This window comes from Mesorhizobium norvegicum, assembly GCF_004919685.1.
Classification (GTDB): Bacteria; Pseudomonadota; Alphaproteobacteria; order Rhizobiales; family Rhizobiaceae; genus Mesorhizobium; species Mesorhizobium norvegicum.
Map to the genome: position 1 here is coordinate 1 of NZ_SMYZ01000029.1, position 25,243 is coordinate 25,243.

Genomic DNA, 25,243 nt, shown 5'->3' on the forward strand with positions numbered 1-25,243 from the left:
GCCCCTCATCGCCCTGCCGGGCACTTCTCCCCGTATAGTGACGGGGAGAAGGCGCTGGCCGCAACGACGGCTCCCTTTTCGCAACGCTGGTGTTTGGCGAAGTTCACGATGAGAGCGCTCCTCTCCCCGTCACTATACGGGGAGAGGATGCCGGCAGGCAGGTGAGGGGCGGCGCCGACTTCGACAATTGGTGGTCTGCAACACAAGTCGGAAATTGTCATTTGTCCGAAGCAATTGCCCCAACCAAATGGGCCTGCGCTGTGGCTCGGCTTGGGCTATGGTGGCGCAAGCGTGCTGCGTCGCGCACGAATCGTCTTCAGTCAGGGTCATCCAATGGCAAATCCCCCGCGCCGACCGACAAATCCGATGACGGCCGCCGAAGCGGCTTTCAAGCCAGTGAAGAAGCCGGCGGCTCCGGTTCGTGAGCCCTCGGCCGCTCCAGGCGTCAGGGAGCTTGTTTCGATCCGGATCGACCGCGCCGTGCTGGACCATTTCCAGGAGGACGGTCCCGGCTGGCAGGACCGCATCAACGACGCCTTGCGGCAGGCGATAGAAGGCAAGCCGACGGCCAGCGGTTCGGATGGCGAGTAAAGCCCATTGCTTCGTCATCCACGGGCGGAGCAAGGAGCGTAGCTCCGTCGCGGAGACTCTGGGATGACGAAGTTGGGGGAGGCTTCGGCTGAAGCGGACGTCAGCTCACGCCTCGAAGTGCAGGATATAGAGCTTGCGCGTCTTCTCGTGGATCGTCCATTCGCCGTTCCAACCCTTCGGCAGCACCAGCATTTCGCCAGGACCGACGTCCTCGCTGCGGCCATCGGGACCATGCAGCGAGACCCGGCCCGAGACGATATGGCAGGTTTCGGAATTGGTCTCGCGTGATGCGGTGAAGCGGCCCGGCGTGCACTCCCAGACACCGACTTCCAGCGTGCCGTCCGGCGAGGTCCACAGCGTCTTCGACGCTTCGCGCTGATCGCCGCTGATCGAGGTCGGCTTGGCCTCGGGCTCGCCGAGATCGATGGAAGCGAGATGGGCGAAGGTCTGGAAGTCGGTCATGGCAGTCTCTCAATGTCCTGTGATGCGGTCGGCGATCGCGGCCAGCTTCGACGTGTGCTGGAGGCCGGCTTCCTCGCGCTCGTCGGCGACGCGATAGAGCTGATACATCGAATGGACACCGAGCCAGCGCATCGGCTCGGGCTCCCATTTGCTGACCTGACGGTTGACCCAAGGCAGGCGGGTCAGTTCGGTGTCGCGGCGCAGGATGAGGTCGCGCAGCGTGCGGCCCGAGAGGTTGGAACTCGACACGCCGAGCCCGACATAGCCGCCGGCCCAGCCGATGCCGGTTTCAAGGTCGAGCCCTGCCGTCGTGCACCAGTCGCGCGGCACGCCGAGCACACCGCACCAGGCGTGGTCGATGCGAAGCTTGGCTGTCTGCGGCAGAAGCCGGGTGAGGATGGCGTGCAGGCTTTCGATCGTCGCCTGCTGCGTCTGGCCACGCACATCCGTTTGCGAGCCGTAGCGATAGGGCACGCCGCGTCCGCCCATGGTGATGCGGCCTTCCCTTGTGCGTTGCGCATAGCAATAGGCGTGCGCGGCGTCGCCCAGAAGCTCGTGGCCCTCCCAGCCGATCTCGTCCCACAGCGACTGCGGCAGCGGCTCGGTGATGATCTGCGCGCTGTTGAGTGGCAGCCAGAGCCGTTCATTGCCTGGTATGCCGGCCGTGAACCCTTCCGTGGCGCGGATGATGATCGGCGCGCGCACGGTGCCGCGGTTCGTCGTGACCTTGCCCTTCTCGATGCCGGTCACGGTGGTCTGCTCGTAGATCGGCACGCCGAGCCGCTCGACGGCTTCGGAGAGCCCGCGCACCAGCTTGGCCGGCTGCACGCGCGCGGTGCCGTGATGGATATAGCCACCAAGCACATTTTTGATGTTGATGCGGGCCCTGGCCTCTTCCTGGCCGATCAGGCTGACGCGGTCCTGCGGTACGCTCCAGCCGAGCGCATCGGCATAGGCAGCCTTGATTCGTTCGAGCTGCGGCGGGTTGGTCGCTACCGTCAGATTGTCGACGCGGCGGATGTCGGCATCGATGCCTTCGGCCTCGGTCACCTTGATCACTTCATCGACCGTGCCATGCATGGCGGTTTCCATGTCGATCACGGCGCCGCGCGTCGAGGTCTGCAGATATTTCTCGCGCGACCAGCTGAAGCCGCCGGACAGCCAGCCGCCATTGCGGCCCGACGCGCCGAAGCCGGCGAACTCCCGCTCGACGATGGCGATGCGGATCGATGGATCGGCCTTCTTCAGATAGTAGGCCGTCCACAGGCCGGTGTAGCCGGCGCCGACGATGCAGACATCGGCTTCGAGGTCGCCCGGAAGCGGCGCGCGATAGGCGGGCAGGCCGATGTCGGCATACCAGAACGAGACGTTGCCGTTGACTTTGGCGTCCATGTCTAAAAATCCTGCGGGGAAAAGAGCGGTCAGGTCATCGTCATGTCGGCGCGGTCGTCGTCGGCAAGAAGTTTTGCATCGACGACAGACCAGCGCAGATCGACCGTGTCACCAATCGAGAACGGTGTGGCTTCCAGCGACGAGCGCACGATGGCGACCGAGCCGTCGCGAAGCGTCACCTGGTATTTCGAACCCGACCCCAGATAGATCGCTTCGCTGACCTCACCGGTGAGGCTGTTCTGTCCGGCGGCAGCAGGCGTCTTGGTGCTGGCAAGCGAGAGCTTTTCCGGACGCAGCAGGACCACGGGTTTGCGGCCACCGGCGAGCTTGCCGCCGGCAACGATCTTCTGGCCGGCGATCGTCAGGCTGGTCTCGTTGCCGGACGTCTGGGCAGCGCCACGCAAACTGGTCGATTCGCCGATGAACTTGGCCACGAACAAGGTCGTCGGCTCGTCATAGAGCTGGCGGCCGGTTCCGACCTGTTCGATGCGTCCCTGGTTGAAGACGGCGATGCGGTCTGACAGAACCAGCGCCTCTTCCTGGTCGTGCGTGACATAGACGAAGGTGGTGCCGAGTTCGCGGTGGATGCGCTTGATCTCCAGCTGCAGCCATTCACGCAGTTTCTTGTCGAGCGCGCCGAGCGGCTCGTCCATCAACAGCAGCGGCGGATCGAAGACGATGGCGCGCGCCAGCGCCACGCGCTGCTGCTGGCCACCGGAAAGCTCTGAGGGATAGCGATGCGCGAAGTCGGCCATCTTGACCATGTCCAGCGCTCGCACGACGAGACGGTCGCGCGCCTGCTTGTCCATGCCGCGCAAGGTGAGGGGATAGGCGACGTTCTTGCCGACAGTCATGTGCGGAAACAGCGCGTAGTGCTGGAAGACGACGCCGATGTTGCGCTTGTGCGCCGGCAGGGCGACGATGCTTTTGCCGCCGACGGCGAGATCGCCTGAGGTCAGGTCGGTGAAGCCCGCGACGACGTTGAGCGTGGTGGTCTTGCCCGAGCCGCTGGGGCCCAGCAGCGTCATGAACTCGCCCGGCTCGATATGCAGGCTGACATCGTCGAGCGCGGTGAAATTGCCGTAGCGCTTGGTTGCCCCCTTGATGTCGATGGCCGCGCCACGTTCTCTGGTGTTGGACGCTGACATCTCAACTCCTCGTCGATTTCGAGCTGATGATCAGCCCGGCGCTGATGATCAGCGTCGTGGCAATGAAGATGATCGTTCCGACGGCCGTCACCGTCGGATCGGCATCGCGCGTGATGCTGGTGAAGATCTGCACCGGCAAGGTCTTCAGGTAGGGACTGGTGATGAACAGCGCGACGATGATTTCATCGAAGGAGGTGACGAAGGCAAACAAAAGCCCCGACAGGATACCGGGCGCGATCAGCGGCAAGGTCACGGTGCGGAAGGTGGTGAAGCGGTCGGCGCCGAGGCTGGCCGCCGCCGTTTCCAGCCGTACGTCGAAGACTTCGAGGCTTGCCGATACGGCGATGATGACGAAGGGGATCGCCAGCATGGTGTGCGCGATGACGAAGCCGGTGGTGGTGCCGACGAGCTGGTAGTCGAGATACACGGCATAGATGCCGATCGCCAGCACCACGCCGGGCACGATCATCGGCGTGATCAGGATGGCGCGCAGCAGGCCGGCGCCGGAATGTTTCATGCGGCTGAGGCCGAGCGACGCCAGCGTGCCGATCAGCGTGGCGGCGACGGCGACGAGGCCTGCGACCCTGAGCGAATTGAAGAAGCTCGACAGCCAGTCGGGATTGGTGAAGAAATTCTCGTACCACTGCCAGGAGAAGCCGGAGGGCGGGAAGGCAAGCGACTTCTTCTCGTTGAACGACATCGGGATAATGACCAGCGTCGGCATCACCAGCCACACGGCGACCAGCAGGCAGAACAGGCCGAGCAGAATGCGGAACGGCGCTTGTCTCATGATCTGGACGCCTGCTTGTGGCGCTGGCGCATCAGCGGGGCGGCGAGCGCCAGCAGCACGAAGGTCGCGACCAGCAGTACGACGCCCATGGCGCCGCCGCGGCCCCAGTTGAGCAGGCTGAGCACCTGGCTCTGCACCAGCGTCGACAGCATGGTGCTGCGCGGTCCGCCGAGCAGGGCCGGGGTGATGTAGAAGCCGAGCGACAGGATGAAGACGATGATGGCGCCGGCGAAGACGCCGGGCAGCGACAGCGGCAGATAGATCTGCAGGAAGGCACGTGCCGGCCGCGCACCAAGGCTGCGCGCCGCTTGCACGAGGCGCAGGTCGATGCCGCGCATGACAGAATAGAGCGGCAGGATCATGAACGGCAGCAGCACCTGCGCCATGCCGATGACCACGCCGGTCTGCGTGCGGATCAGTTTCACGCCGTCAAAGCCAAGCAGCCTGATCACGGAATTGATGATGCCCGAATCCTGCAGCAGGATGACCCAGGCCAGGGTGCGCACAACGCCGCTGACCCAGAACGGCACCAGCACGCACAGGATGAGGACGAGGCGCATGCGCGGCCCGACCGCCGTCATGAGATAGGCATAGGGGTAGGCGGCGATGACGCAGACGATGGTGACCCAGGCGGCGATGGAAAAGGTGCGCCACAGGACCGTGACGTTCACCGGGGTGGAAAAGAACCAGAAATAGTTCTGCAGGCCCCAGGCCGGGTCCGAGAAACTGCGCAGCGTGACGGTCAGCAAGGGATAGCCCATCGCCGCGATGAGCAGAGCCAAGGCCGGCATCGCCAGCAGCGAAGGATAGGCGGCAAGGCGCGGGCGCCGTTGCGGCCCCTGCACGGCACCTGCCGGCCGGGGATGATCACCCCCGGCCGCCGGCGTATGCGATGTCTGGCTCACGCCTTCACCTTGGCGGTAGCCGGCTCAGTTGCCGGCCATCAGCGCCGTCCACTTGTCGGACGCGGTGGCGAAGTTGGCGACCCAGAACTTGATGTTCTGCTGGTAGCCGAGCTTGGCGTGGTCCGGCGTGTTGGTCAGGAAGGCGGCGACGGAGGCGTCGACCTTGGGCTGTGACTCGGTGTTGATCGGCGAGTAGGACGTCTGCTCGGTCAGGATCTCCTGCGACTTCTTGCCGAGATAGGCGTTGATCAGCGCGTAGGAGGCGTCGGTGTCCTTGACCCCGACCGGGATGGTCAGCTGATCCATGACGACCAGCCAGTCCTTCCACACCGGCGTATAGGCGGCGCCGTTCTTGACCGCCGTCATGGCGCGGCCGGTCCACATGATGATCATGTCGGCCTCGCCGGATTCGGCGAGCTGCTGGGATTCGGCACCGGTCTTCCAGAAGATCGTGTCCGGACCGATCGCCTTGATCTTGGCGATACCCTTGTCGATGTCGGCCGTCGTCATGTTGGCAACCGAGCCGCCGTCAGCCAGGATAGCCTGTTCGATCAGGCCACCGATCGGGCTGCCGCTGCCGTCGATGGCGCGCGTGCCGGGAAATTTCGTGGTGTCGAAGAAATCCTTCCAGTCCTTCGGCGGGTTGTCCTTGTACTTGTCATTCTTGTACATCAGGACCGTGCCGTAGTTCATCGCCGGCACGCTGCATTCGCCGACCTGGCCGGCCGGGATGTGCGAGATGTCGAGCTTGGTCAAATCGAGTTTCTGGAACAGTTTTCCGCAATGCACGAAGGGCGGAAAATCGTCCGTATCGACGACATCCCAGGTCACATTGCCAGACTCCACCTGCGCCTGGAGCTTGGCGATTTCGGTCGGTCCGTCGTTCAAGAGCTTGACGCCGCTCTTGTCGACGAACTCCTTGAGTGCGGCGACCTGGCCGTCCTGGTAGATGCCGCCATAGGAGACGAAGGTCAGCGTCTTGCCCTTCAGCGACCCGTCGACGACGGTCCCGGCCGGCGGTGCGTTCTGCGCGTGAGCGGCGGCCGCGAGCAAAGCCAGTGCGGCGGCACCGACAAATCCGGCCAATCTTGATCTGCTTCCCATTTTCTAACCCTCCGATGGCTCGCTGTTTGATTTTGGCAGACCGGGCGCGAGCGTTTTCCGGGCTACATATTGGTCGAGGTCGACGGCGCCGCTTGTCGGCGGCGCAATGATCCAGAGCACTTCGGCCACCGTGTCGCCGACATTGATCGTTCGGTGCGGCGTCGAGGTCGAATATTCGATGCTGTCGCCCTCTTCGAGGATGAAGCTCTCGTCTCCGAGCGTCAGTTGCACGCGCCCGCGCAGCACGAGGAACATTTCATGTGCGTTGCCATGCGTGTAAGGCACGTCGCCGGTCGAGCCACCGACGGCGAATTCGCCGCAATAGACTTCCATCTCGCGGATTGGCCGGCGCGACAGCAGCGTCTTGCGGTAACCTTCGCTGGTCGGCAGCGCCGGCCGCTCGGCGCGTGTCAGCACCGTGTGCGGCGACACTTCGCAGTCGTCGAAAAGGTCGGCCAGGCTGATGCCGAGCGCATTGGCGATCAGCATCAGCGTGCTGGTGTTGGCGCCCGAAAGGCCGCGCTCGAGCTGGCTCAGGAAACTGGCGGTGGTGCCGATCATGTCGCCGAGCTGGCGCAGCGTCAGGCGTCGCGTGGTGCGATAGGCCTTGATGCGATCGCCCAACACCGTCGAGCGGCGCGCTTCCGCGCTGGACGCGGCGCTGTCGTCTGGGATGTGATCCTCGGCAATCTTCATGGCGATCTCAGGGTTCACTTAACATGCTATTAAGTGGGGCCTCCTGGCAAGCGGATTCGCCTCGTCACCTGAAAATCATCGATGGACCTGCAGAGGGGCATGATCGGCCGACCGGCGGGAGCCAGCGCCGGTTTGGCTCGATCACTGGATCATGAAGCGCGAACTGAACGGCAGGCTTGCCGCGCCGACGGCCTTCGGGCTGATGGTGACGCGCGCCGGCAGCGCCTGGATGTCGGGAAATTCCCGGCTGATGTCGGCGCACAGCGCTTTGGCTATTTTCTGCGGCGCATAGCTGGACAGGACGACCGTCCTGAACTCGACAAATTGGGCCAGCGCGGAGATCGACGCTTTCAGGCGGTTGGAGCATTCCCCCAGCCATTCGCTGTAGGCCTCCCCAAGGTCAGGCCACTCGGGGCTGCTGCTCCAGATGATTTCGGACGGGCGCCCGCGCCTGGTCAGTTCGCTCTCCAGGCGCACAAGGCCATGATCGAAGCTGGCGCTGGAGTTTCCCTTGTAGATCTGGTGGTTGAGGATGAGCCTGCTCTGCAGCCGTGCTCCGAGATAGAAGAACAAATAGTCGTTCAGCGGCTTGGCGACGCCGAACATGCTTTCGCCGCCGGCCGCTGCGGTGATGTCGTTCTGGACGAAAACCGGCAGCTTGCTCTGCTCTTCGATCTCGCCTTGCAAGGCCTTCAGCGAGGTGCCAGATCCGTTGCGGGTTGCGGCCATGGTGTCGACTTCGTCGGGAACAGCCAGCCCGATGCCGGCGACGCGGCTGCGCGCCTCGACCGGCAGGCTCGTCATGGCTTGCCCGATCGCCCCCAGCAAATCGCTGCTTTGCGGAAACGGATTGGCTTCATCCGCCGGCAACTGCTTGTGGAAGCGCACGGTGCCGATGAAGTCGATGAGCGCGATGTCGATCCGGCGCCGGCTGAAGCCGACGCCGACCGCATAGGCGCCCTCGGGATTGAGCGAAAGCGGGATGGTGGGCGGCCCGACGCGGCCGCGCTGCGCCTCGCCCTGCGAGACCAGGCCTTCCTGCTCGAGCGAACGGACGATGACCGAGGCCGTCTGTGCCGACAGGCCGGTCTTCTCGCCGATTTCCATCCGCGAAATGCCTTCGTTCTGAAGCAGCAGCGACAGCACCAGCCGCTCATTGTAGCTGCGCACGCTCAACGCATTCAGCCCGCTCGCACGATCGGCGATGCGCAAGGGGTTGGGTGGTGCGAATCTCATGTCAGGCAAGGGTCGCCCCGTCGGTAAGAGCGCGTTGCCTGGTGGCGCCGGGATTGCTCATGTCGAGCGGCTCCAGCCGATGGCATCGACCGCGCGGGCCAGTGCGGTGCCCAGCAATCTGTGCGCCTCGGCATCGATGTGAAACCCGTCCGCTTCGCTGCACGACACCACCGAGCCGGCATCGAAAAAGTGCAGTTCGAGCGAGTCCGCCAGAACCTCGAATTCGAGCGCCAGCAGGCGCGATTTCTCCGGCGCGCCGGCGAAGATGGACTTCCATTCCTTGACGTCGTCCTGCATCGGCGGCGGCGCCACGATCATGATTTCGGGCGTCGAGCCGCCCGGCCCGGGCGCCAGCTCCTTGATGTCGTAGACGAGGCAGCCGATGCCCATCGCCACTTCCGACGGCGGTTTGTTGAAGCGGATCTTCAGGTCGTTGGTGCCGAGCATGATGATGACGAGGTCGAGCGTCGCATGGCTCTGCAGGCAAGGGCGAAGATAGGTTCGGCCGTTCTTGTGGGCCCCTTCGATCGGATCGTCGTGGACGGTGGTCCGACCGCTCAATCCCTCCTCGATGACATACCAGTCGGGCCCCAGCTGAGCGCGCAAGATCCCCGGCCAGCGCTCACCTGGACCATAGCGCTCGAGCGGCCCCCTGCCGGGGATCTGGCCGTGCGTGTTGGAGTCGCCGTAGCACAAGACTGATCGCATGTTTTTTCCCGCCGGGACTGATAGCGCGCCGAAGCCGGCGAGCGCCATTCATGATGGATAGAGGAGCGGTGAAAGGCAAGCAAGGGAATAGTCATTCAACATGACTAACTATTGACAGGCCGAATCCGCTGTGCTTCTAAAGTACCCGGAGGAGTTCTCGACCGTCATCATCGTCCAGCCCAAATTGGACCTCGACACGTCTGTGTTCGGGGGCGGGAGAATTGCGTGCATCGGTCGGTTTGCGACGACGAGCATGCATTGGGAGAGCGTCTCGCGGCCCGTACGAATTCGTACGGCCGGGGCAACCACAAGGAGGAGAGTTCAATGTTAGGATTGCTGAAAACCGTCGGTCTGGGAGTGCTCGTCGCATCGGCGCTTGCCGTGACGTCCCTGGCACATGCGGAAGACGTCAAGCTGATGGACGGCGTCGCGCCGCGCCCCGACGACACCCGCATGACCGCGGCCGGTGCGTTCAAGAAGGACCCACCCTGGGTCATCGGAATGAGCGACTTCGGCGTCAACGCAAACACCTGGACGGTGCAGGTGGCGCATGAGGCGGAGAACGCTGCGGCAAAGGACAAGCGCATCTCGAAATTCATCCTGCTCGATGCCGGCTTCGACCAGAAGAAGCAGGTGGCCGATATCGAGGACCTGATCGCGCAGCATGTCGACGCGATCATCGTTCAGCCGGTGACCAGCACATCGGCGAATGCCAGCATCGCCAAGGCGGTCGCCGCCGGCATCCCCGTCATCCTTCACACTGGCCGCATCGATTCCGACGCCTACACCACCGAAATCCAGGGCGGCGCCGAGCACTTCGGCAAGGTGATGGGCGACTGGCTGGTGAAGACCGTCGGCGACAACGGCAAGATATGGGTCCTGCGTGGCCTTGCCGGCCATCCGGAAGACACCAACCGCTACAACGGCCTCCTGGAATCGCTCAAGGGCACGCATGTGCAGATCATCGCCGAGGAGCATGGCGACTGGCAGTACGACAAGGCCAAGAAGCTGTGCGAGACGCTTTATCTGAACAACCCGCAGGTCGACGGCATCTGGTCGTCCGGCGCCGACATGACGCGCGCCTGCGTCGATGTCTTCAAGCAGTTCGGCACGCCCATTCCGCCGATTTCGGGCGAGGGCAACAATGGCTATTTCGGCCAGTGGATCACGGACGGATTCAAGTCGATCTCCCCGGAATACAGCCCCGCCCAGGGCGCCGCCGGTGTGCGCGCCGCTGTCGCCCTGCTCGAGGGTCAACAGCTCTACAAGCGCTATGTCTACAACCCCGACGGCTGGGACAAGGACAAGGCTGCCAAATACTATCGCGACGATTTGACGGCCAATGTCTGGTGGCCGAGCGAACTGCCCGAGGACAAGCTCAAGGAATATTACGGCAAGAAGTGACGGCGCCGTGGCTGGCGGGGAGTGGACAAGCATTCCCCGCAGGCCGTTCCATCTGTTGAATCCGGTTCGTTCGAGGGTTTCGTGACCAATCTTATCGAGATGTCCCACATTTCGAAGGCGTTCGGAGGGAGCAAGGCGCTCCACTCCGTTTCCCTCGATCTCAAGACGGGCAGCGTTCACGCCCTGATGGGGGAGAACGGCGCCGGCAAATCGACGTTGATGAAGATCCTGGCGGGCGTGCATCAGCCTGATTCCGGCGAAATCTTCATGAACGGGGAAAAGCTCGATCTGAAGTCGCCGCGCGACGCGCTGGATGCAGGCATTTCGACCGTTTTCCAGGAGCATTCGCTGCTGCCCAATCTGTCGATCGCCGAGAACATGTTTCTCGGCCGGGAGCCGACGACCCGGTTCGGCTCGATCGACTATCGCGTGATGAGCAGCCAGACCGCTAAGGCGCTTGGCGAACTCGGCCTCACGCTCGACCCGTCGCAACTCGTTTCCAACCTGACCATAGCCGAGCGGCAATTCGTCGAGATCGCGCATTGCATCCAGGCCGACGCCAGCGTGCTCATCCTCGACGAGCCGACGGCGGCACTCAACGCGGCCGATGTCGATGTGCTCAACCGCAACATCCGCCGGCTGCGCGATAAGGGAAAGGCTGTCGTCTACATCTCGCATCGCATGGAGGAGATCTTCGAGCTGTGCGACACGGTGACGGTGCTGAAGGACGGCGCACTGGTCGGCACCAGGATGGTGTCCGAGATAACCACCGACGAACTCATCGCCATGATGGTCGGGCGCGAACTCCAGGACCTTTTTCCCGATCGCACGGGCGATAGAGGCGACGAGATCCTGCGTGTCGAGAACTTGGGGATCACCGAGACATCGCAGCCGCTGTCGCTGACATTGCACAAGGGCGAGATCGTCGCCCTGGCCGGGCTGGAGGGGCAGGGCCAGCAGCGCTTCCTGCGCTCCCTGATCGGCCGCTACCATCCCTTCGCCGGGACGATTTCCGTCAACGGCAAAGCGCTGAAGATGCCGCTCTCGACATCGGCTGGCGTTCGTCATTTGCAGCAGCTGAAGGTCGGTTTCGTTCCCGAGGACCGCAAGGAAGAGGGGCTCTTCCTCGCTTTGCCGATCGCCCACAACATCGCCATCGGGCTGCATTCGAGGCGACCCGAACTTGCGCCGGCGCGACCCTATCGAAACGTCATCGCCCGCATGATGGAGGTCATGAACATAAAGGCGGCAGGGCCGTCGGCTCCGGTCGGCTCCCTGTCGGGCGGTAACCAGCAAAAGGTACTGCTCGGCCGGTATCTGGCCGCCGATCTCGATCTTTTGCTGGTGGAGGAGCCGACCCGCGGCGTCGACATCGGCGCCAAATCCGAGATCTACCATCTGCTGCGCGACTTCACCCGCAAGGGCGGTGCCGTGCTGGTGCTGTCGCGCGAGACGATCGAATTGATCGGGCTCTGCGACCGCATCTACGTCGTCCATCACGACACCATCGTTGCCGAAATGCCGGCAGCGCAGGCGACGGAGCACAAGATCCTCGACGCGGCCCTGATGGGCGGCTCCACGCGCCAGCATTAGGGGCCTCCATGCATCGTTCGCTTTTCAACATCCTGAGTGGCCGGAACACACGGCAGGGCCTGTGGGGTCTGCCGCTGCTGGTCGCCTTGCTCATTTCGCTGTGGCTGACCGTCGAGACGACACAGTTCGCGACGGCCGAAAACCTCTTCAACCTGGTTGCCCAGGCGATGCCGCTGATCATCGCGGCGATAGGACAGCTCGTCGTCGTGCTCATCGGCGGGCTCGACCTGTCGGTCGGCTCGGTCATCAGCTTCACGACGGCGGTGCTGGCGCTCGACCAGCCGGCGATCGTGCTGATCCCGGCGGTCTTCGTGCTGGCCGCATTCATCGGGCTGATCAACGGCCTGGCGATCACCCGCTTCAACGTCCATCCGATCATCGCGACGCTGTCGACGCAGTACATCGTGCTCGGCGTCACGCGCATCTTGCGTCCTGTCTCCGGCGGCACCGTGCCGGAGATCGTCATCGCCGCGGTCTCAGGCAGTTTCCTGGGTATTCCCTATCCGGTCTTCTGGGGCATCGTCGTGATCCTGGCAGCGTGGAAGCTGCTCTACGGATCGCGATACGGGCTGCATCTGTTTGCGATCGGCGGCGGCATCGCTTCGGGTGCCGAGAGTGCCGCCCGCAATTTCGGGGTGGCTGACCGCCGCAACATCATCCTCGCCTATGTGGTCTGTTCCTGTTTCGCGGCCGTTGCCGGTGTCTTCCTGGCCGGGCGCATCGTGTCGGGCGATCCGAATGTCGGGCTGCTTTTCGAACTCGACACCGTCACCGCCGTGGCCCTTGGAGGCACCCAGCTCTCCGGCGGCATAGGCAGCCTGCACGGCACGGTGATCGGCGCACTGGTCATGGCGCTGCTGGCCAATGGCATGAACCTCGCCAACGTCTCGCCCTTTGTCCAGACGGCGATCAAGGGCGGCATCCTGCTGGCGGTGGTCGGGCTGCAATCCCGCAAGAAGATGGGGCTCTGAAAGATGGCTGCCGTTCTGTCAAATCCGATCGCCCGGCGCCTGCTGCGCATCCCGCCGTCCTATTTTGTCTTCCTCGTGCTGCTGGCCACGCTGTGGATCGCGCGGCCGAACATGCTCAACCTCAACATCATGGGTATATTCATCAGACAGATCGTGCCGCTCGGCATCCTCGTGCTGGGACAGCTCGTCGTCATGCGGGTGAAGTCGATCGACCTCTCCGGCGGCGGCATCATCCTGCTCATCAACTATTTCATCTCGTCGGGCAGCTTCCCCGGCGCGTCGCTGCCATTCTTCATCGTGCTGGCGCTCGCCACCGGGCTGGTCATCGGCCTGTTCAACGGCTTCATGATCGGCAACCGGCGGGTATCGGCCGTCATCGTCACGCTAGCGGTCAGCATCATCCTGGTCGGACTGGTGCAGTTCCTGTCGAGCGGCAATCCGCCCGGCGACGTGCCGAAGCTGTTCAATGACCTCTACAACACGAAATTCCTGTCGGTTCCGACGCCGGTGCTGTTCTGGATCCTGCTGACCGCCTTGGTGTGGCTGCTGCTGTCGCGGACCGTGTTTGGCCGCTACGTCGCCTCGGTCGGCGAGAATGCCGAAGCCGCCCATTTTTCCGGCGTGCCGGTGCAGCGCACCGTCATCCTGGCGCATACGCTGGCCGGCCTGATCGCGGCTATCGCCGCCTTGGTGCAGACCGGTTCGATCGCCGTCGGCAGCGTCCGCGTCGGTCTCGATCTGCCGATCCTGGCGGTCGCGGCAACGATCCTCGGCGGCGTCGTCTTCGGCCGCGGCGACGGCGGCGTCTGGGGGCCTTTCTTCGGGGCGCTATGCTTTGCGCTGCTGTTCGTGGTGATGACGGTGCTGGGCATCGACGAGCCCGGCAAGCTCATCGCCCAGGGCGTCATCATCCTCGGCGCGGCGATCTTCTACGGAGTGCGCGTGCGAGCCCCCTGACTTGAAGCAGCGAAGGCAAACCGGCACCGGCGCTCGCCGGGACCGACAAATCTGCGCGTTCAGACAATTGCAAACAGATGGAGAAACATGGATGTCACCGCCAAAAAACATCATGTGCTACGGCGACTCGCTGACCTGGGGCTGGGTTCCGGTCAAGGAGGGATCGCCGACCCACCGCTATCCCTATGACCAGCGCTGGACGGGCGTGATGGCGGCAGCACTCGGAGCGGGCTATCATATCGTCGAAGAAGGCTTGAGCGCACGCACGACCTGTCTCGACGACCCCAACGACCCGCGCCTGAACGGGGCCAATTACCTGCCCTCGGCCATCGCCAGCCATCTGCCGCTGGACCTGGTCATCGTGATGCTCGGCACCAACGACACCAAGTCCTATTTCCGCCGGACACCTTACGAGATCGCCAATGGAATGGCGAAGCTGGTCGGGCAGATCCTGACCAGCGCCGGCGGCATCGGCACCCCTTATCCGGCCCCCAAGGCGCTGGTCATCGCGCCGCCGCCGCTGACGCCGATGCCCGATCCATGGTTCGAGGGCATGTTTGGCGGCGGCCACGAAAAGTCCAGGGATCTGGCCAGGCAGTACAAGGCGATGGCTGATTTCATGAAGATCGACTTCCTGAATGCCGGCGATTTCGTCACCACGGACGGTGTCGACGGCATCCATTTCACTGCCGCAAACAACGCCGATCTGGGGCGCGCCGTCGCCGACAAGGTCAAGTCGATCCTCGAGCCGGGCAAGGTCAGCACCGCCGCCTGAATCCGCCACGCCCGTCGGCTTGCGGCACACAGGCCCACGGCACAGGTGTATCGCTCGTTTCCTCCGGCGATACACATCGATACGGGGCCGCTTGGCCCCGTATCGATGTGGTGCTCAACGCCGGCAGACCTGCGTTGATCTAGGGCTTTGTTCCCGGAACATCATCGGCGGACGCTTTGGTTTGGCGGTCGAAAACGACCGCCAGCCCGTTCTTGACGGCAAGCGAGGCGACCATGTTGTCGAGTTCGCGATCGGGAATGGCGGGTTTGAGGACGTGCCGGATGGCCTGATAGGCCTGCTCGGTCGACACATAGTCGTAGCGCTTTTTGCGCGCTTCCACATATTGCTCGATGAGAATGCCCAATCGGCGGGCGGCGATGTCATCTGGCTGCTGCAAGGGAGCCTCCTCAAGCGTCGATCGTTTGCAGACCCCCCAGATGTAAAAACCCACGCTGCGAAAGTTAAGGCCTGCAGTCGGCCCGAGGCCAAATAAATACGCTGTCGCCATCGACGAAGAGCGCGGCGGCCGGCGAGCCTTGCTCAAGGCCTTGTCAAATCGGGCGGCCAACGATCGGAGCCCGAGCGCGCGGAGCGATCCGCCAGACCTGCATTCACAAAAGGTCCGACAGAACGGCCATGAAGTGGTCATTCTCCGAAACCGAGCCGATGCTGACGCGCACATAGGTGTCGAAGCCCTGCTGCTTCCACGGTTTGACGATGACGCCTTGGCGCAGCAGGCCTTCGACGAAGACGGAAGCATCTTGCCGGCAGTTGAAGAACAGGAAGTTGCCTCTGGAGGCGGCGACGTCGAGGCCCTTGCTTGTGAGGAAAGTCTCGACACGTGCTCTCTCCGCCTTGGCCAGCGCGACGACCTTGGCAAGATGATCCTCATCGGCCAGCGCCGCCAGTGCTGCGGCCTGGGCCATAGCGTTGGCATTGAAGGGTGTGCGGACGCGGTCGAGCAGCGCGCGCAGCTCCGGGTCACCGACGATGCCGAAGCCGATCCGCAATCCGGCCAGGCCGAATGCCTTGGAAAAGGTCCGCAGCACGATCCATGGCCGGCCGAGCTTCTTGAGGGAGGGCAGAGAAGATGCATAGTCGTCGCCCTCGGCATACTCGGCATAGGCTTCATCGATGACGATCAGCGTCTCGTCGCCCGCCGCATCGAGAACCTTCGACAGGTCGCCGCCGGAGAGCCAACTGCCGACCGGGTTCATAGGGTTCGAGAACAGCAGCATGCGGGGCCGTTCGCGCACCGCCTCGATCAGTGCGTCGACGTTGATGGTGAGATCGTCGTTGATGACAACGCGTTTGACGGTCGCTCCCATCAGCGTCGCGTAGTCTTCATGCAGCGGGAACGACGGATAGAGTGTGACGACGGCGTCGCCGGGCCGCAATACGGCCCGGCTGATGACGGAGAGAAGGTCTTCGGACCCGTTGCCCAGGATGATCTGGTCCTCGGTGACGGCATATTTGTCGCCGATCGCCTGGCGCAGCTTGCGCCCGGCAGGGTCCGGATAGAGGCGGAACATCTCGGAGCCGGCATATATCGTCGTGGCCAGCAACGGGCTGGGCCCGAGCGGGTTTTCGTTCGAGCCCAGTTTGGCGATCTTGGCCGGCGCGTATCGCTCCATGACCTCGTCAATGGTCAGCCCGGAATTGTAGGGCGACAGATGCGTGACTTCGGTTCGCACCATATCCGAGGCTTTTGACACAAGCAGGCTCCTCTGCGGCAGGCCGACAGGTTCCCGTCATCGGCCGGGTTCTCAAACATCAGGTTTCGTTGCATCTTCCCTTGGGCAAGCCAGGTCACCGGCAGGGGCGCAGCGGATTTCGCTAGCAGTAGCGCAGCTGAAATAGTTTGTATATGCTTGTATATGTAACCTGATCTGATAGTCTCGACACTGAAGCGGAAACCGACACCGACTAGGAGGATCACATGCGCAACGCTTCTCTCTTCGATCTCTCCGGCAGGAAGGCGCTTGTCACCGGGGCAAGCCGCGGCATTGGGCGCAGCATCGCAGAAGCGCTCAGCGCTGCCGGCGCCGACGTCGCGGTCACGGCGCGCAGCCTGGGCTCGCTTGAGGACACGACGGCAGCCATCCGCGCGGCCGGCGGGGTGGCGCACGCCATTGCGCTGGACGTTATCGATGTCGATCGGTGCCGGGCGGCGACTGCCGAAGCCGCCAGGCTGCTTGGCGGTCTCGACATTCTCGTCAACAATGCCGGGATGGAAGAGGTTCGGCCGTCGCTCGATGTCGACGAGGCGCTCTGGGACAGGATCGTCGACACGAATCTGAAGGGAGCGTTCTTCTGCGCCCAGGCCGCCGCGCGGCTGATGCGGGACGCAGGGCGTTCCGGCGCTATCATCAATCTGTGCTCGCTGACATCCGAAGTCGGAATCCCGACTGCCGTGCCGTATGGCTCGTCGAAGTCGGGCCTGCTCGGCATGACACGGGCGCTTGCGGCGGAGTGGGCGGAGCTTGGCATAAGGGTCAACGCCATCACGCCGGGCTATTTCAGGACGGCGATGACGGATGTGTTCTACGCCAACGAGGCATGGCAGCACTCCATGCTGGCCAAGATCCCGCAGCGCCGTTTCGGCGATCTCCGCGACCTGCACGGCATTGCGGTGTTCCTCGCTTCGGACGCCGCAGCCTATATCACCGGCCAGTCCATCCCGATCGATGGCGGCTTTCTCGCCTCGATCTGATGAGCGGTTTGTCTCGGCAGTTTCCACGGAAGGATGATGGAAAAATTGCTGGCGACCATCATACATACATGTATATACTTTTGCCCGAGTGAAGCCTCTCGATGGCTTTGATCCTTGTCCTGGGTCGACCTGTCGGCCCGCAGAATTATGGCCGACCAGCGCCAACCGTCATTGCGTTCCAAGAGTTTCAGGAGAACGAGCAGCCATGTCCGACATCAGCTTCCACGATTTGTCATCCATCGATGCCGACCAGCGCGCCAGTCTGCTGAAGCGCGCCGAGGCCGATCTGACGGTCTTCGTCGAGAAGGTCCGGCCGATCATCCAGGCCGTCAAGGACGAAGGCGACGCCGCCTTGATCCGCTTTGCCAGGGAACTCGACAAGGCCGATGTCGCCGAGGGCGAACTGCAGGTGTCGGAAGCCGAGTTCGACGCGGCGTTCGACAAGGTCGAAAAGGACGTCGTCGAGAGCATCCAGTTCGGCATCGACAACATCAGGCATTTCCATGAGGAGCAGAAGCCGGAAACGATGTGGCTCAAGGAAGTCCGGCCGGGCGCCTATGCCGGCGACAGGTACACGCCGATCGCTTCCGTCGCGCTCTACGTGCCGCGCGGCAAGGGCGCTTTCCCGTCGGTGACGATGATGACGTCGGTGCCGGCGGTGATTGCCGGCGTGCCGCAGATCGCCATCGTGACGCCGCCGACATCGGATGGGTCGGTGGATGCGGCAACGCTGGTCGCTGCACGCCTCGCCGGCGTGGGGACCGTCTACAAATGCGGCGGCGCGCAAGCGGTCGCCGCCGTCGCCTACGGCACGGAAACGGTGAAGCCCGCGCTCAAGATCGTCGGCCCCGGCAGCCCGTGGGTGGTGGCGGCCAAGGGTGTGCTGTCGTCGGTCATCAACACAGGCCTTCCGGCCGGCCCGTCGGAAGCGATCATCTTTGCCGATGACAGCGTCAACGGCGGCCTTGCCGCGCTCGACCTTTTGATCGAAGCCGAGCACGGGCCGGATTCCTCGGCCTATCTGGTGACGCACAGCCGCAAGGTCGCCGAAGCCGCCTTGGCTGCAATCCCGGAGCACTGGTCGCGGATGACCGAACAGCGTGTCGAGTTCTCGCGCGCGGTGCTGACCGGAAAGCGCGGCGGCATCGTGCTGACCGCGTCGCTGGAAGACAGCTACCGTTTCATCAACGACTATGCGCCCGAACATCTCGAAATCCTGTCGAAGGAGCCGTTCGCGCATCTCGGACGCATCACCGAGGCCGCCGAAATCCTCATGGGTCCGCACACCCCGGTGACGCTTGCCAATTTCGTTCTCGGCCCCAATGCAGTGCTGCCGACCAGCCGCTGGGCGCGGACTTACGGGCCGCTTTCGGTGACGGATTTCGTCAAGCGCTCGTCGGTCGGCTATGTCACCTCGGCCGCCTATCCGGAACTCGCTCTGCATGCCCGCAGGCTCGCCCGCTACGAGGGCTTCAGCTCGCACGAGAACGCGGTTTCGGAGATCCGCGACCGCTACCTCGCCGGCTGAGCGGAAACGATCGCGATGAAGGCTGCTCGACTCTATGGACCTGGTGATCTGCGTGTCGAGGACATCGCCCCGCCGGGCGCGCCAGATGCGGGCTGGGTGAAGCTCAGGGTCGACGCCGCCGGCATTTGCGGTTCGGACTTGCACAATTTCCGCACCGGCCAGTGGATAAGCCGGTCGCCTTCGACGGCCGGCCATGAGCTGACCGGCACGGTGACCGCCGTCGGCGCGGGCGTTGATACCGTCGCCCTCGGCGACAGGGTGGTCGCCGATTCCCGCTTCTGGTGCGGAGACTGCGCGCAATGCCATGCGGGCAGGCGGCATCTCTGCGCGTCGCTGGGCTTCGTGGGGGAGATCTGCGACGGCGGATTTGCCGAACAGGCGGTGCTGCCCGCACGGCTTTTGCATGTCATCGATGCCGGGCTCGACGAGCGGGTCGCGGCGATGGCCGAGCCGCTGGCGGTGGCGCTGCACGCGGTGCGGCGGCTGCCGAAGACGGCAGGCGCCGTGCTGGTCGTCGGCTGCGGGCCGATCGGCGGTCTTGCCGCGCTGCTGCTGTCCCGGACCTTCGCCGGCACCGTGCTCGTCGCCGACCGCAACCAGAGCCGCTGCGCCCGTGTGGCGCGGGTGACCGGTGCCACGATTGTCGATCTGAACCGGGATGCCATCGCCGCCGCAACCGCCAATGCCCCGTTGCTCGCGGCCATTGAGGCGACCGGCAGCATCGCGGCGCTCAATCAGGTGCTCGGCATTCTCGATCCCGGCGGCACTATCGCCATGGTCGGCATCTTCCATGACCGTCTCGACATCGATCCCAACACATTGGTCGAACGTGAGATCGGATTGCTGGGATGCCACGCCTTTGCCGACGAACTGCCCGAGGCGGTGCGGATGCTGGGTGAACTCAGCGAACCGCTGCTGGCGCTGATCGACCAGGAGATCGGCCTGGATGACATTCCCTCCGCCTATCAGCGGCTGTTGGCGGGGCGCAGCGACGGCTTGAAAACAATCATCCGCATGCGGCAACCTGTCGAGCAGTCGTGATTTCCGATAAATCGCCGGAAAGGACTTTTGAAATGATCACTTTGCCCGACACGGCCAGCCCCCTTTACGAGAAGGTGAAGGACTACATCCTGACCAACATCGGAACGGGCCGGTGGGGCAAGGATCGCAAGCTGCCGTCCGAGAATGAGCTGGTGGCGTCGCTCGGCGTGTCGCGGATGACGGTTCACCGGGCCCTCAGAGAGTTGACCTCGGCGGGGTTCCTAATCCGCCTGCAAGGTGTGGGAACCTTCATCGCGCCACCGCGGCCGCAATCGACGCTGATCGAGATCAACAACATCGCAGCCGAGATCGTCGAGCGCGGCAACAGGCATCGCTCCGAAGTCCTCGTCCTCGAAACCATGATGCCGACAAAGGAGCTGGCGCTGTCGTTCGAGTTCGCAAAGCGTGTCTCGATCTATCATTCCGTCGTCGTCAATTTCGAGAACGATCTGCCGGTGCAGCTCGAAGAGCGTTTCGTCAATCCGGCCCTTATCCCCGACTATGACAAGCAGGATTTTTCGAAGACGGCGACCTATGACTACCTCATGCAAAAAACCCCGGTGACCGAGGTCGAGCATATCATCTCGGCGATCCCGGCCGATGCCGAGACGGCGCGGCATCTGGGCATCGATGTCGGCGCCTGCTGCCTTTTCCTGCACCGCCGGACATGGACGGGCGCGGTGGTGGCGACGATCAGCAAGCTGACTTATGCCGGCAGCCGCTACTCGCTCGGCAGCCGCTATTCCCCCTCCAAAAACAACTGACGGCAATGGAGCGAATGCAAGCCGGAGAGGTTTCGTTGCCGATGTATATACATGTACTGATGAAAATGGCTTCGCCTTCGGCGGATGGACTAGCCAGAGGGGGCGACAGATGACGCAGACACCGAGCCGCACGGCGCGGATCCGGGCGCTCGCGCAGCATGATGTTGCCGAAGCACAAAGCGCGCTGGCGGCGTTGCTGGGCGACCTGTTCGCGATGCGCCCCCGCAACGTCCGCATCAACTTTGACAAATACAGCCTCAATTCCCTGAACGGATTCTTCGAAGACGACGGCAACGCCTATTTCTTCAAGTTCCATCAGGAGGAGCGGGAAGAGGCGATGACGGGCGAGTATTACCGCGCCGAGATCCTGTCGCGCGCCGGCCTGCCGGTCGATCAGCCGGTGCACATGTCGGCCCAGCCGGGCGAGCAGATCCTTGTCTATCGCCGCCGCACGGATCCGAGGTTTTCGGATGTGCTGTTCGCGCTGGATGCCGAAGACGATGCCGGCAAGCGGCGGGAGGCGGTTCTTGCCGAGCGCGACCTGTCGGCCAGGCTGCTCAAGGTCTATCTGGAGACGCTGCATCCGGTGACTGTCGAGGAGGTGGCGGCGGAGCCGATCCACAGGCTGTTTCATGAGCGGCTGATCGATGCCGAGACAGGCTTGTCGCCAGGCGGCCGGCTGGCCGATTTCTATGTCGGCAAGTCGTTCGTCTTTCCCGGCGTGGAACTGGATTGGGATCGGTTTTCCCGGTTGAAATTCGTCATCAACGGCCAACGCTACACCGACAGCGTCGGCGAGCTTTTCGAAGTCGCGGCTGTGCGCTTGCGGCCGGACCGGCTTGCCGATGCAGGCGGCGTGGTCGCGCATGGCGACGCCCACAACGCCAATGTCTGGTACACGGCGAAGGCGGGGAGGGCCGAGCTGTCCTTCTTCGATCCTGCCTTTGCCGGTTCGCATATCCCGACGCTGCTGGCCGAGGTGAAGGCGACGTTCCACAACATCTTCGCCCATCCGTTCTGGCTCTACGATCCGGCTACCGCGACAGAGGCTTTTCGCGCCCAGGCGCGGCTGGACGGAAACCTGCTCCATGTCGACACCGACTGGGACCTGAGCCCTGTCCGCCGCGACCTGCTGGAGGTCAAGGCGACCGATCTGTGGCGGCCATTGCTGCTGGAGCTCAAACGGCGCGGCATGCTTCCGGCCGATTGGCGGGCGGTGCTGCGGGCAGGTCTGTTCCTGTCGCCAACGCTGGTCATGAACCTGCGCGCCGGCGCGCGCAGTCATACGCCGGTCTCCTCCCTTATTGCCTTCTCAGTCGCGGTCATGGTCGGCAGCGAACCCGTTGCCGGGGCCGATCGGGTGACCGATTTCCTCGACCGGATCGATCCGGGAAAGGCGTGAGTGATCGTCGCGGCGCGACAGGCGGATGCACCCGGCCAAGGTGGAAAATTGAGTCTTTCCAACTTGTATATGCATGTATGTATTTTAGCCTTGACATCCGCTCCCGCTGACGCTGAAATATCCTCGCACTTCACCATGAAGTGGCAGGTAAGATGCCGAGGCACAGTGCCGCAAGAGCAGAAACCCGCAGTCTCACCAGACCGGCTACCTGGGTTAGAAAAAGCGGTCTGATCATCAAGGGGAACAAAGATGATGCGTAACCTAACAGGACAATTTCGCGCGCTCGTGATGGCCGCCGCCATCGGGCTCGCCGCCGCCCCGGCAGCCTACGCGGCCGATGCGGCCATTCCCACCACGCCCGAGGCAGGAGCGTTCAAGATCGGCATCGAGCCCTGGCTTGGCTATGGCCAGTGGCATGTCGCCGAGGCCAAGGCGCTGTTCAAGGCAAACGGGTTGACGGACGTCCAGATCGTCAATTTCGCCGAGGACAAGGACATCAATGCAGCACTTGCAAGCGGCCAGCTCGACGCCGCCAACATCGCCACCCACACGGCGATGGGCATGGTTGCGGCCGGCCTGCCGGTGAAGATCGTGCTGCTGCTCGATGTCTCCATGACCGCCGACGCCATGATCGCCGGCAAGGACATCACCTCGATCAAGGACCTCAAGGGCAAGGAGGTCGCCTTCGAGGAAGGCACGACGAGCGACATCCTGCTCAAATACGCACTCGCCAGGAACGGCATGTCGATCGACGACGTGAAGCCGGTTCCGATGCCGGCGTCGGACGCGGGCGGCGCCTTGATCGCCGGCCAGGTGCCGGTCGCGGTGACCTACGAACCGTACCTCACCGTCGCCATGGCGCAGAACAAGGACCTCAAGCTGCTGTTCACCGCCGGCGAGGATCCCGGCCTGATCAGCGACGTGCTGGTGGTGCGTGACGAGGTGATCAAGTCGCGGCCCGGCCAGGTGCTGGCCATGATCAAGAGCTGGGACGCGGCGCTCAAGGATTACAATGCCGATACGCCTGGTGGCCGCGCCATCATCGCCAAGGCCGTCGGTTCGGACGTCAAGGACCTCAACACCGCCTTTGACGGCGTGCGCTACTACTCGCTCGCCGAAAACAAGACGGCGCTCACCGGCGACTTCACCACCAAGACCTTCGCCGATGTCGAAGCCGCCGCCAAGAACGCCAAGCTGCTGCAGGCCGACGTGACGCCGGAGCAGATGATCGACCCGTCCTTCGTCAAGGCGGCGGAATGATCAAGGCCGGATCGCGGTGGTGACGCAGATGCCCGGGGAGCCCCCCGCGAAAACGGCTCCGGCGCACTCCGCGCCAGGCCCGATCGCGAAACAGGCGAGGCGCCGCCGATCCTCCGGGATCGGCGTGCCCATCGCCAGGTCGCGCTTCCTGACCATCGCGGTGGCCGTCTTTGTCGGGCTGGGCCTTGCCTGGTGGGCGGCGACCGGACTGGGGTTGGTAAAGCCGATCTTCCTGCCGTCGCCGGGCAGCGTCGCTATGCAGATCGCCAAGCTCGCGACCGACGGCACGTTGTGGCTGGACCTGAAAGCCTCGATGTACCGCATTTCCATCGGCTTCCTCATCGCCTCGGCGCTGTCGATACCGATCGGCGTGCTGATCGGCAGTTTCCGCTCCTGGGAAGCGGCCATCGAGCCGCTGGTGGATTTCATCCGCTACATGCCGGTCGTCGCCTTCGTGCCGCTCTCCATCCTGTGGGCGGGCACCGGCGATTCGCAGAAGTTCCTGATCATCTTCATCGGCACCTTCTTCCAGCAGGTGCTGATGATCATGGACAATGTGAAACGGGTTCCAGCCGATTTCATCGGCCTTGGGCGCACGCTCGGCCTGCCGGATCGCAAGATCCTGACGCGCATCGTCGTGCCCAGCGCCTTGCCGGGTATCTGGGATACGCTGCGCATCAGCCTGGGCTGGGCATGGACCTGGCTGGTGCTGGCCGAACTCGTCGCCGCGACTTCCGGGCTCGGTTATCGCATCACCGTTTCGCAGCGCTATTTCCAGACCAACACCATCATCGGCTACATCCTGCTGCTTGGCCTGCTCGGCCTCATCACCGACCAGGTGATGAAGGCGCTGGAAAAGGTGCTGTTCAAGCAAGAGGGCCGCTCGCAATGAGGTCCAGCCGATGAGCCCCCCCAAATTGCGGATCGCCGGTCTGCACAAGAGCTTCGGCACCGGCGAGCGGCGCACGGAAGTGCTGCGCGACATCAACCTCGATCTCGCCGACAACGAGTTCGTCTCACTCGTCGGCACGTCGGGCTGCGGCAAGAGCACGCTGCTGTCGATCGTGGCCGGACTGCAGGACTTCGACGCCGGCGATCTCAGCATCGATGGCGCGCCGATCCTGCAGCCGGGTCTCGACCGTGGCGTCGTCTTCCAATCCTACACGCTGCTACCCTGGCTGACGGCGCGGCAGAACATCGAGTTTGCCCTCAAGGCCGCCGGTTACGACCGCTCGACCTGCCGCAGGATCGCGCTCGAGCATCTCGAACTCGTCAAGCTGTCGGACAGCGCCGACCGCTATCCGGCTGAGCTCTCGGGCGGCATGAAACAGCGCGTCGCCATTGCGCGTGCGCTTTCCTACCGGCCCAAGATGCTGTTGATGGACGAGCCCTTCGGCGCGCTCGATGCGTTGACCCGGCACCAGATGCAGGAACTGCTGACCCAGATCTGGGAGGAACACAGGTTGACTGTCCTGTTTGTCACCCATGACGTGGAGGAGGCCGTCTATCTGTCGGACCGGATCGTCGTCATGGGCATCGGCCCAGGACGCATTACGCAGACCTTCAACGTCGATATCGAGCGCCCGCGCCGCGAAGAGGTGATGGAAAGCCCTGCATTCATGGATTTGCAGCGCGGCGTGCACAAGGCCATCCGCGAGGGCTCAAAACGCCCCGAAATGGTCTAGAGCAGTTCACCGTTTCACGGAAACGGCGAGCTGCTCTAACTCTTTGTTTTGACGCAATTCTGGACGGAAAACAGCTTTACACTTTTCCTAGAATTGCTCTAAGGCTTGTTGAGATTCA

The 25,243-nt window shown here is 63.5% G+C and carries 25 protein-coding genes; 14 read left to right on the forward strand and 11 right to left on the reverse strand.

What is annotated here, in order from left to right; all coding sequences use genetic code 11:
* Positions 1-333 precede the first annotated feature (333 nt).
* Positions 334-591: a BrnA antitoxin family protein gene (locus FCU66_RS11965; protein ID WP_136620064.1), complete on the forward strand. Its 258-nt coding sequence runs from the start codon at positions 334-336 to the stop codon at positions 589-591.
* A gap of 105 nt (positions 592-696) precedes the next feature.
* On the opposite strand, the gene FCU66_RS11970 is transcribed toward FCU66_RS11965, so the two are convergent.
* From FCU66_RS11970 to FCU66_RS12010, 9 genes are all read right to left on the reverse strand, one after another.
* Positions 697-1,053, reverse strand: a complete 357-nt coding sequence (locus FCU66_RS11970) for a cupin domain-containing protein (RefSeq protein ID WP_136620063.1) — start codon at positions 1,051-1,053, stop codon at positions 697-699.
* A 9-nt stretch (positions 1,054-1,062) separates the two neighbouring features.
* Positions 1,063-2,445 carry an NAD(P)/FAD-dependent oxidoreductase gene (locus FCU66_RS11975; RefSeq protein WP_136620062.1) on the reverse strand — a complete coding sequence of 461 codons (1,383 nt, stop codon included), beginning with the start codon at positions 2,443-2,445 and terminating at the stop codon, positions 1,063-1,065.
* A 29-nt stretch (positions 2,446-2,474) separates the two neighbouring features.
* Entirely contained in the window at positions 2,475-3,593 is a 1,119-nt protein-coding gene (locus FCU66_RS11980) for an ABC transporter ATP-binding protein (RefSeq protein ID WP_136620061.1), read from the reverse strand.
* Position 3,594: 1 nt separating this feature from the next.
* Positions 3,595-4,383 carry an ABC transporter permease gene (locus tag FCU66_RS11985; RefSeq protein ID WP_136620060.1) on the reverse strand — a complete coding sequence of 263 codons (789 nt, stop codon included), beginning with the start codon at positions 4,381-4,383 and terminating at the stop codon, positions 3,595-3,597.
* Entirely contained in the window at positions 4,380-5,288 is a 909-nt protein-coding gene (locus FCU66_RS11990) for an ABC transporter permease (RefSeq protein ID WP_136620059.1), read from the reverse strand. The genes FCU66_RS11985 and FCU66_RS11990 overlap by 4 nt, the downstream gene beginning before the upstream one ends.
* A 24-nt stretch (positions 5,289-5,312) precedes the next feature.
* The gene (locus FCU66_RS11995; protein ID WP_136620058.1) at positions 5,313-6,392 is read right to left on the reverse strand and encodes an extracellular solute-binding protein; all 1,080 of its coding nucleotides are present in this window, start codon (positions 6,390-6,392) and stop codon (positions 5,313-5,315) included.
* Positions 6,393-6,395: 3 nt separating this feature from the next.
* Positions 6,396-7,088: a helix-turn-helix domain-containing protein gene (locus FCU66_RS12000; RefSeq protein WP_136620057.1), complete on the reverse strand. Its 693-nt coding sequence runs from the start codon at positions 7,086-7,088 to the stop codon at positions 6,396-6,398.
* A 141-nt stretch (positions 7,089-7,229) separates the two neighbouring features.
* A complete protein-coding gene (locus tag FCU66_RS12005) occupies positions 7,230-8,324 on the reverse strand; it encodes an ROK family transcriptional regulator (RefSeq protein ID WP_136620056.1) in 1,095 nt (364 codons plus the stop codon).
* Between the two features lie 57 nt (positions 8,325-8,381).
* Positions 8,382-9,032 (reverse strand): SGNH/GDSL hydrolase family protein, encoded by a 651-nt coding sequence (locus tag FCU66_RS12010; RefSeq protein ID WP_136620191.1) that lies wholly within the window; start codon positions 9,030-9,032, stop codon positions 8,382-8,384.
* A 324-nt stretch (positions 9,033-9,356) separates the two neighbouring features.
* On the opposite strand from FCU66_RS12010, the gene FCU66_RS12015 reads away from it, so the two are divergent.
* The 5 genes from FCU66_RS12015 to FCU66_RS12035 all read left to right on the forward strand — a co-directional run bounded on the left by FCU66_RS12015 (position 9,357) and on the right by FCU66_RS12035 (position 14,732).
* Positions 9,357-10,436: a substrate-binding domain-containing protein gene (locus FCU66_RS12015; protein WP_126069973.1), complete on the forward strand. Its 1,080-nt coding sequence runs from the start codon at positions 9,357-9,359 to the stop codon at positions 10,434-10,436.
* An 81-nt stretch (positions 10,437-10,517) separates the two neighbouring features.
* Positions 10,518-12,029 carry a sugar ABC transporter ATP-binding protein gene (locus FCU66_RS12020; RefSeq protein ID WP_136620055.1) on the forward strand — a complete coding sequence of 504 codons (1,512 nt, stop codon included), beginning with the start codon at positions 10,518-10,520 and terminating at the stop codon, positions 12,027-12,029.
* Positions 12,030-12,037: 8 nt separating this feature from the next.
* Positions 12,038-13,000 carry an ABC transporter permease gene (locus tag FCU66_RS12025; protein WP_136620054.1) on the forward strand — a complete coding sequence of 321 codons (963 nt, stop codon included), beginning with the start codon at positions 12,038-12,040 and terminating at the stop codon, positions 12,998-13,000.
* Positions 13,001-13,003: 3 nt separating this feature from the next.
* Positions 13,004-13,957: an ABC transporter permease gene (locus tag FCU66_RS12030; protein WP_136620053.1), complete on the forward strand. Its 954-nt coding sequence runs from the start codon at positions 13,004-13,006 to the stop codon at positions 13,955-13,957.
* A gap of 91 nt (positions 13,958-14,048) precedes the next feature.
* Positions 14,049-14,732 carry an SGNH/GDSL hydrolase family protein gene (locus FCU66_RS12035; protein WP_136620052.1) on the forward strand — a complete coding sequence of 228 codons (684 nt, stop codon included), beginning with the start codon at positions 14,049-14,051 and terminating at the stop codon, positions 14,730-14,732.
* Between the two features lie 139 nt (positions 14,733-14,871).
* Here FCU66_RS12035 and FCU66_RS41890 read toward each other — a convergent pair whose 3' ends face one another.
* Positions 14,872-15,276: a hypothetical protein gene (locus FCU66_RS41890; protein ID WP_246093870.1), complete on the reverse strand. Its 405-nt coding sequence runs from the start codon at positions 15,274-15,276 to the stop codon at positions 14,872-14,874.
* A gap of 67 nt (positions 15,277-15,343) precedes the next feature.
* Positions 15,344-16,447, reverse strand: a complete 1,104-nt coding sequence (locus FCU66_RS12045; RefSeq protein WP_136620051.1) for a histidinol-phosphate transaminase — start codon at positions 16,445-16,447, stop codon at positions 15,344-15,346.
* Positions 16,448-16,671: 224 nt separating this feature from the next.
* Here FCU66_RS12045 and FCU66_RS12050 point away from each other — a divergent pair, with 224 nt between their 5' ends.
* The 8 genes from FCU66_RS12050 (at position 16,672) to FCU66_RS12090 (ending at position 25,125) form a co-directional block, all read left to right on the forward strand.
* A complete protein-coding gene (locus FCU66_RS12050; RefSeq protein ID WP_136620050.1) occupies positions 16,672-17,445 on the forward strand; it encodes an SDR family NAD(P)-dependent oxidoreductase in 774 nt (257 codons plus the stop codon).
* Positions 17,446-17,650: 205 nt separating this feature from the next.
* Complete coding sequence (hisD, locus tag FCU66_RS12060; RefSeq protein WP_136620049.1) at positions 17,651-18,973, forward strand: histidinol dehydrogenase; 1,323 nt, start codon at positions 17,651-17,653, stop codon at positions 18,971-18,973.
* A 15-nt stretch (positions 18,974-18,988) separates the two neighbouring features.
* Positions 18,989-20,014, forward strand: a complete 1,026-nt coding sequence (locus FCU66_RS12065; RefSeq protein WP_136620048.1) for a zinc-dependent alcohol dehydrogenase — start codon at positions 18,989-18,991, stop codon at positions 20,012-20,014.
* 32 nt (positions 20,015-20,046) lie between these two features.
* The gene (gene hutC, locus FCU66_RS12070) at positions 20,047-20,778 is read left to right on the forward strand and encodes a histidine utilization transcriptional repressor HutC (protein ID WP_136620047.1); all 732 of its coding nucleotides are present in this window, start codon (positions 20,047-20,049) and stop codon (positions 20,776-20,778) included.
* Between the two features lie 109 nt (positions 20,779-20,887).
* Positions 20,888-22,180 (forward strand): hypothetical protein, encoded by a 1,293-nt coding sequence (locus FCU66_RS12075; RefSeq protein WP_136620046.1) that lies wholly within the window; start codon positions 20,888-20,890, stop codon positions 22,178-22,180.
* Positions 22,181-22,432: 252 nt separating this feature from the next.
* Positions 22,433-23,440 (forward strand): ABC transporter substrate-binding protein, encoded by a 1,008-nt coding sequence (locus tag FCU66_RS12080; protein ID WP_136620188.1) that lies wholly within the window; start codon positions 22,433-22,435, stop codon positions 23,438-23,440.
* 124 nt (positions 23,441-23,564) lie between these two features.
* Entirely contained in the window at positions 23,565-24,332 is a 768-nt protein-coding gene (locus FCU66_RS12085; RefSeq protein WP_181956545.1) for an ABC transporter permease, read from the forward strand.
* Positions 24,333-24,342: 10 nt separating this feature from the next.
* Positions 24,343-25,125, forward strand: a complete 783-nt coding sequence (locus FCU66_RS12090; protein ID WP_136620044.1) for an ABC transporter ATP-binding protein — start codon at positions 24,343-24,345, stop codon at positions 25,123-25,125.
* The last annotated feature ends 118 nt before the right edge of the window (positions 25,126-25,243 follow it).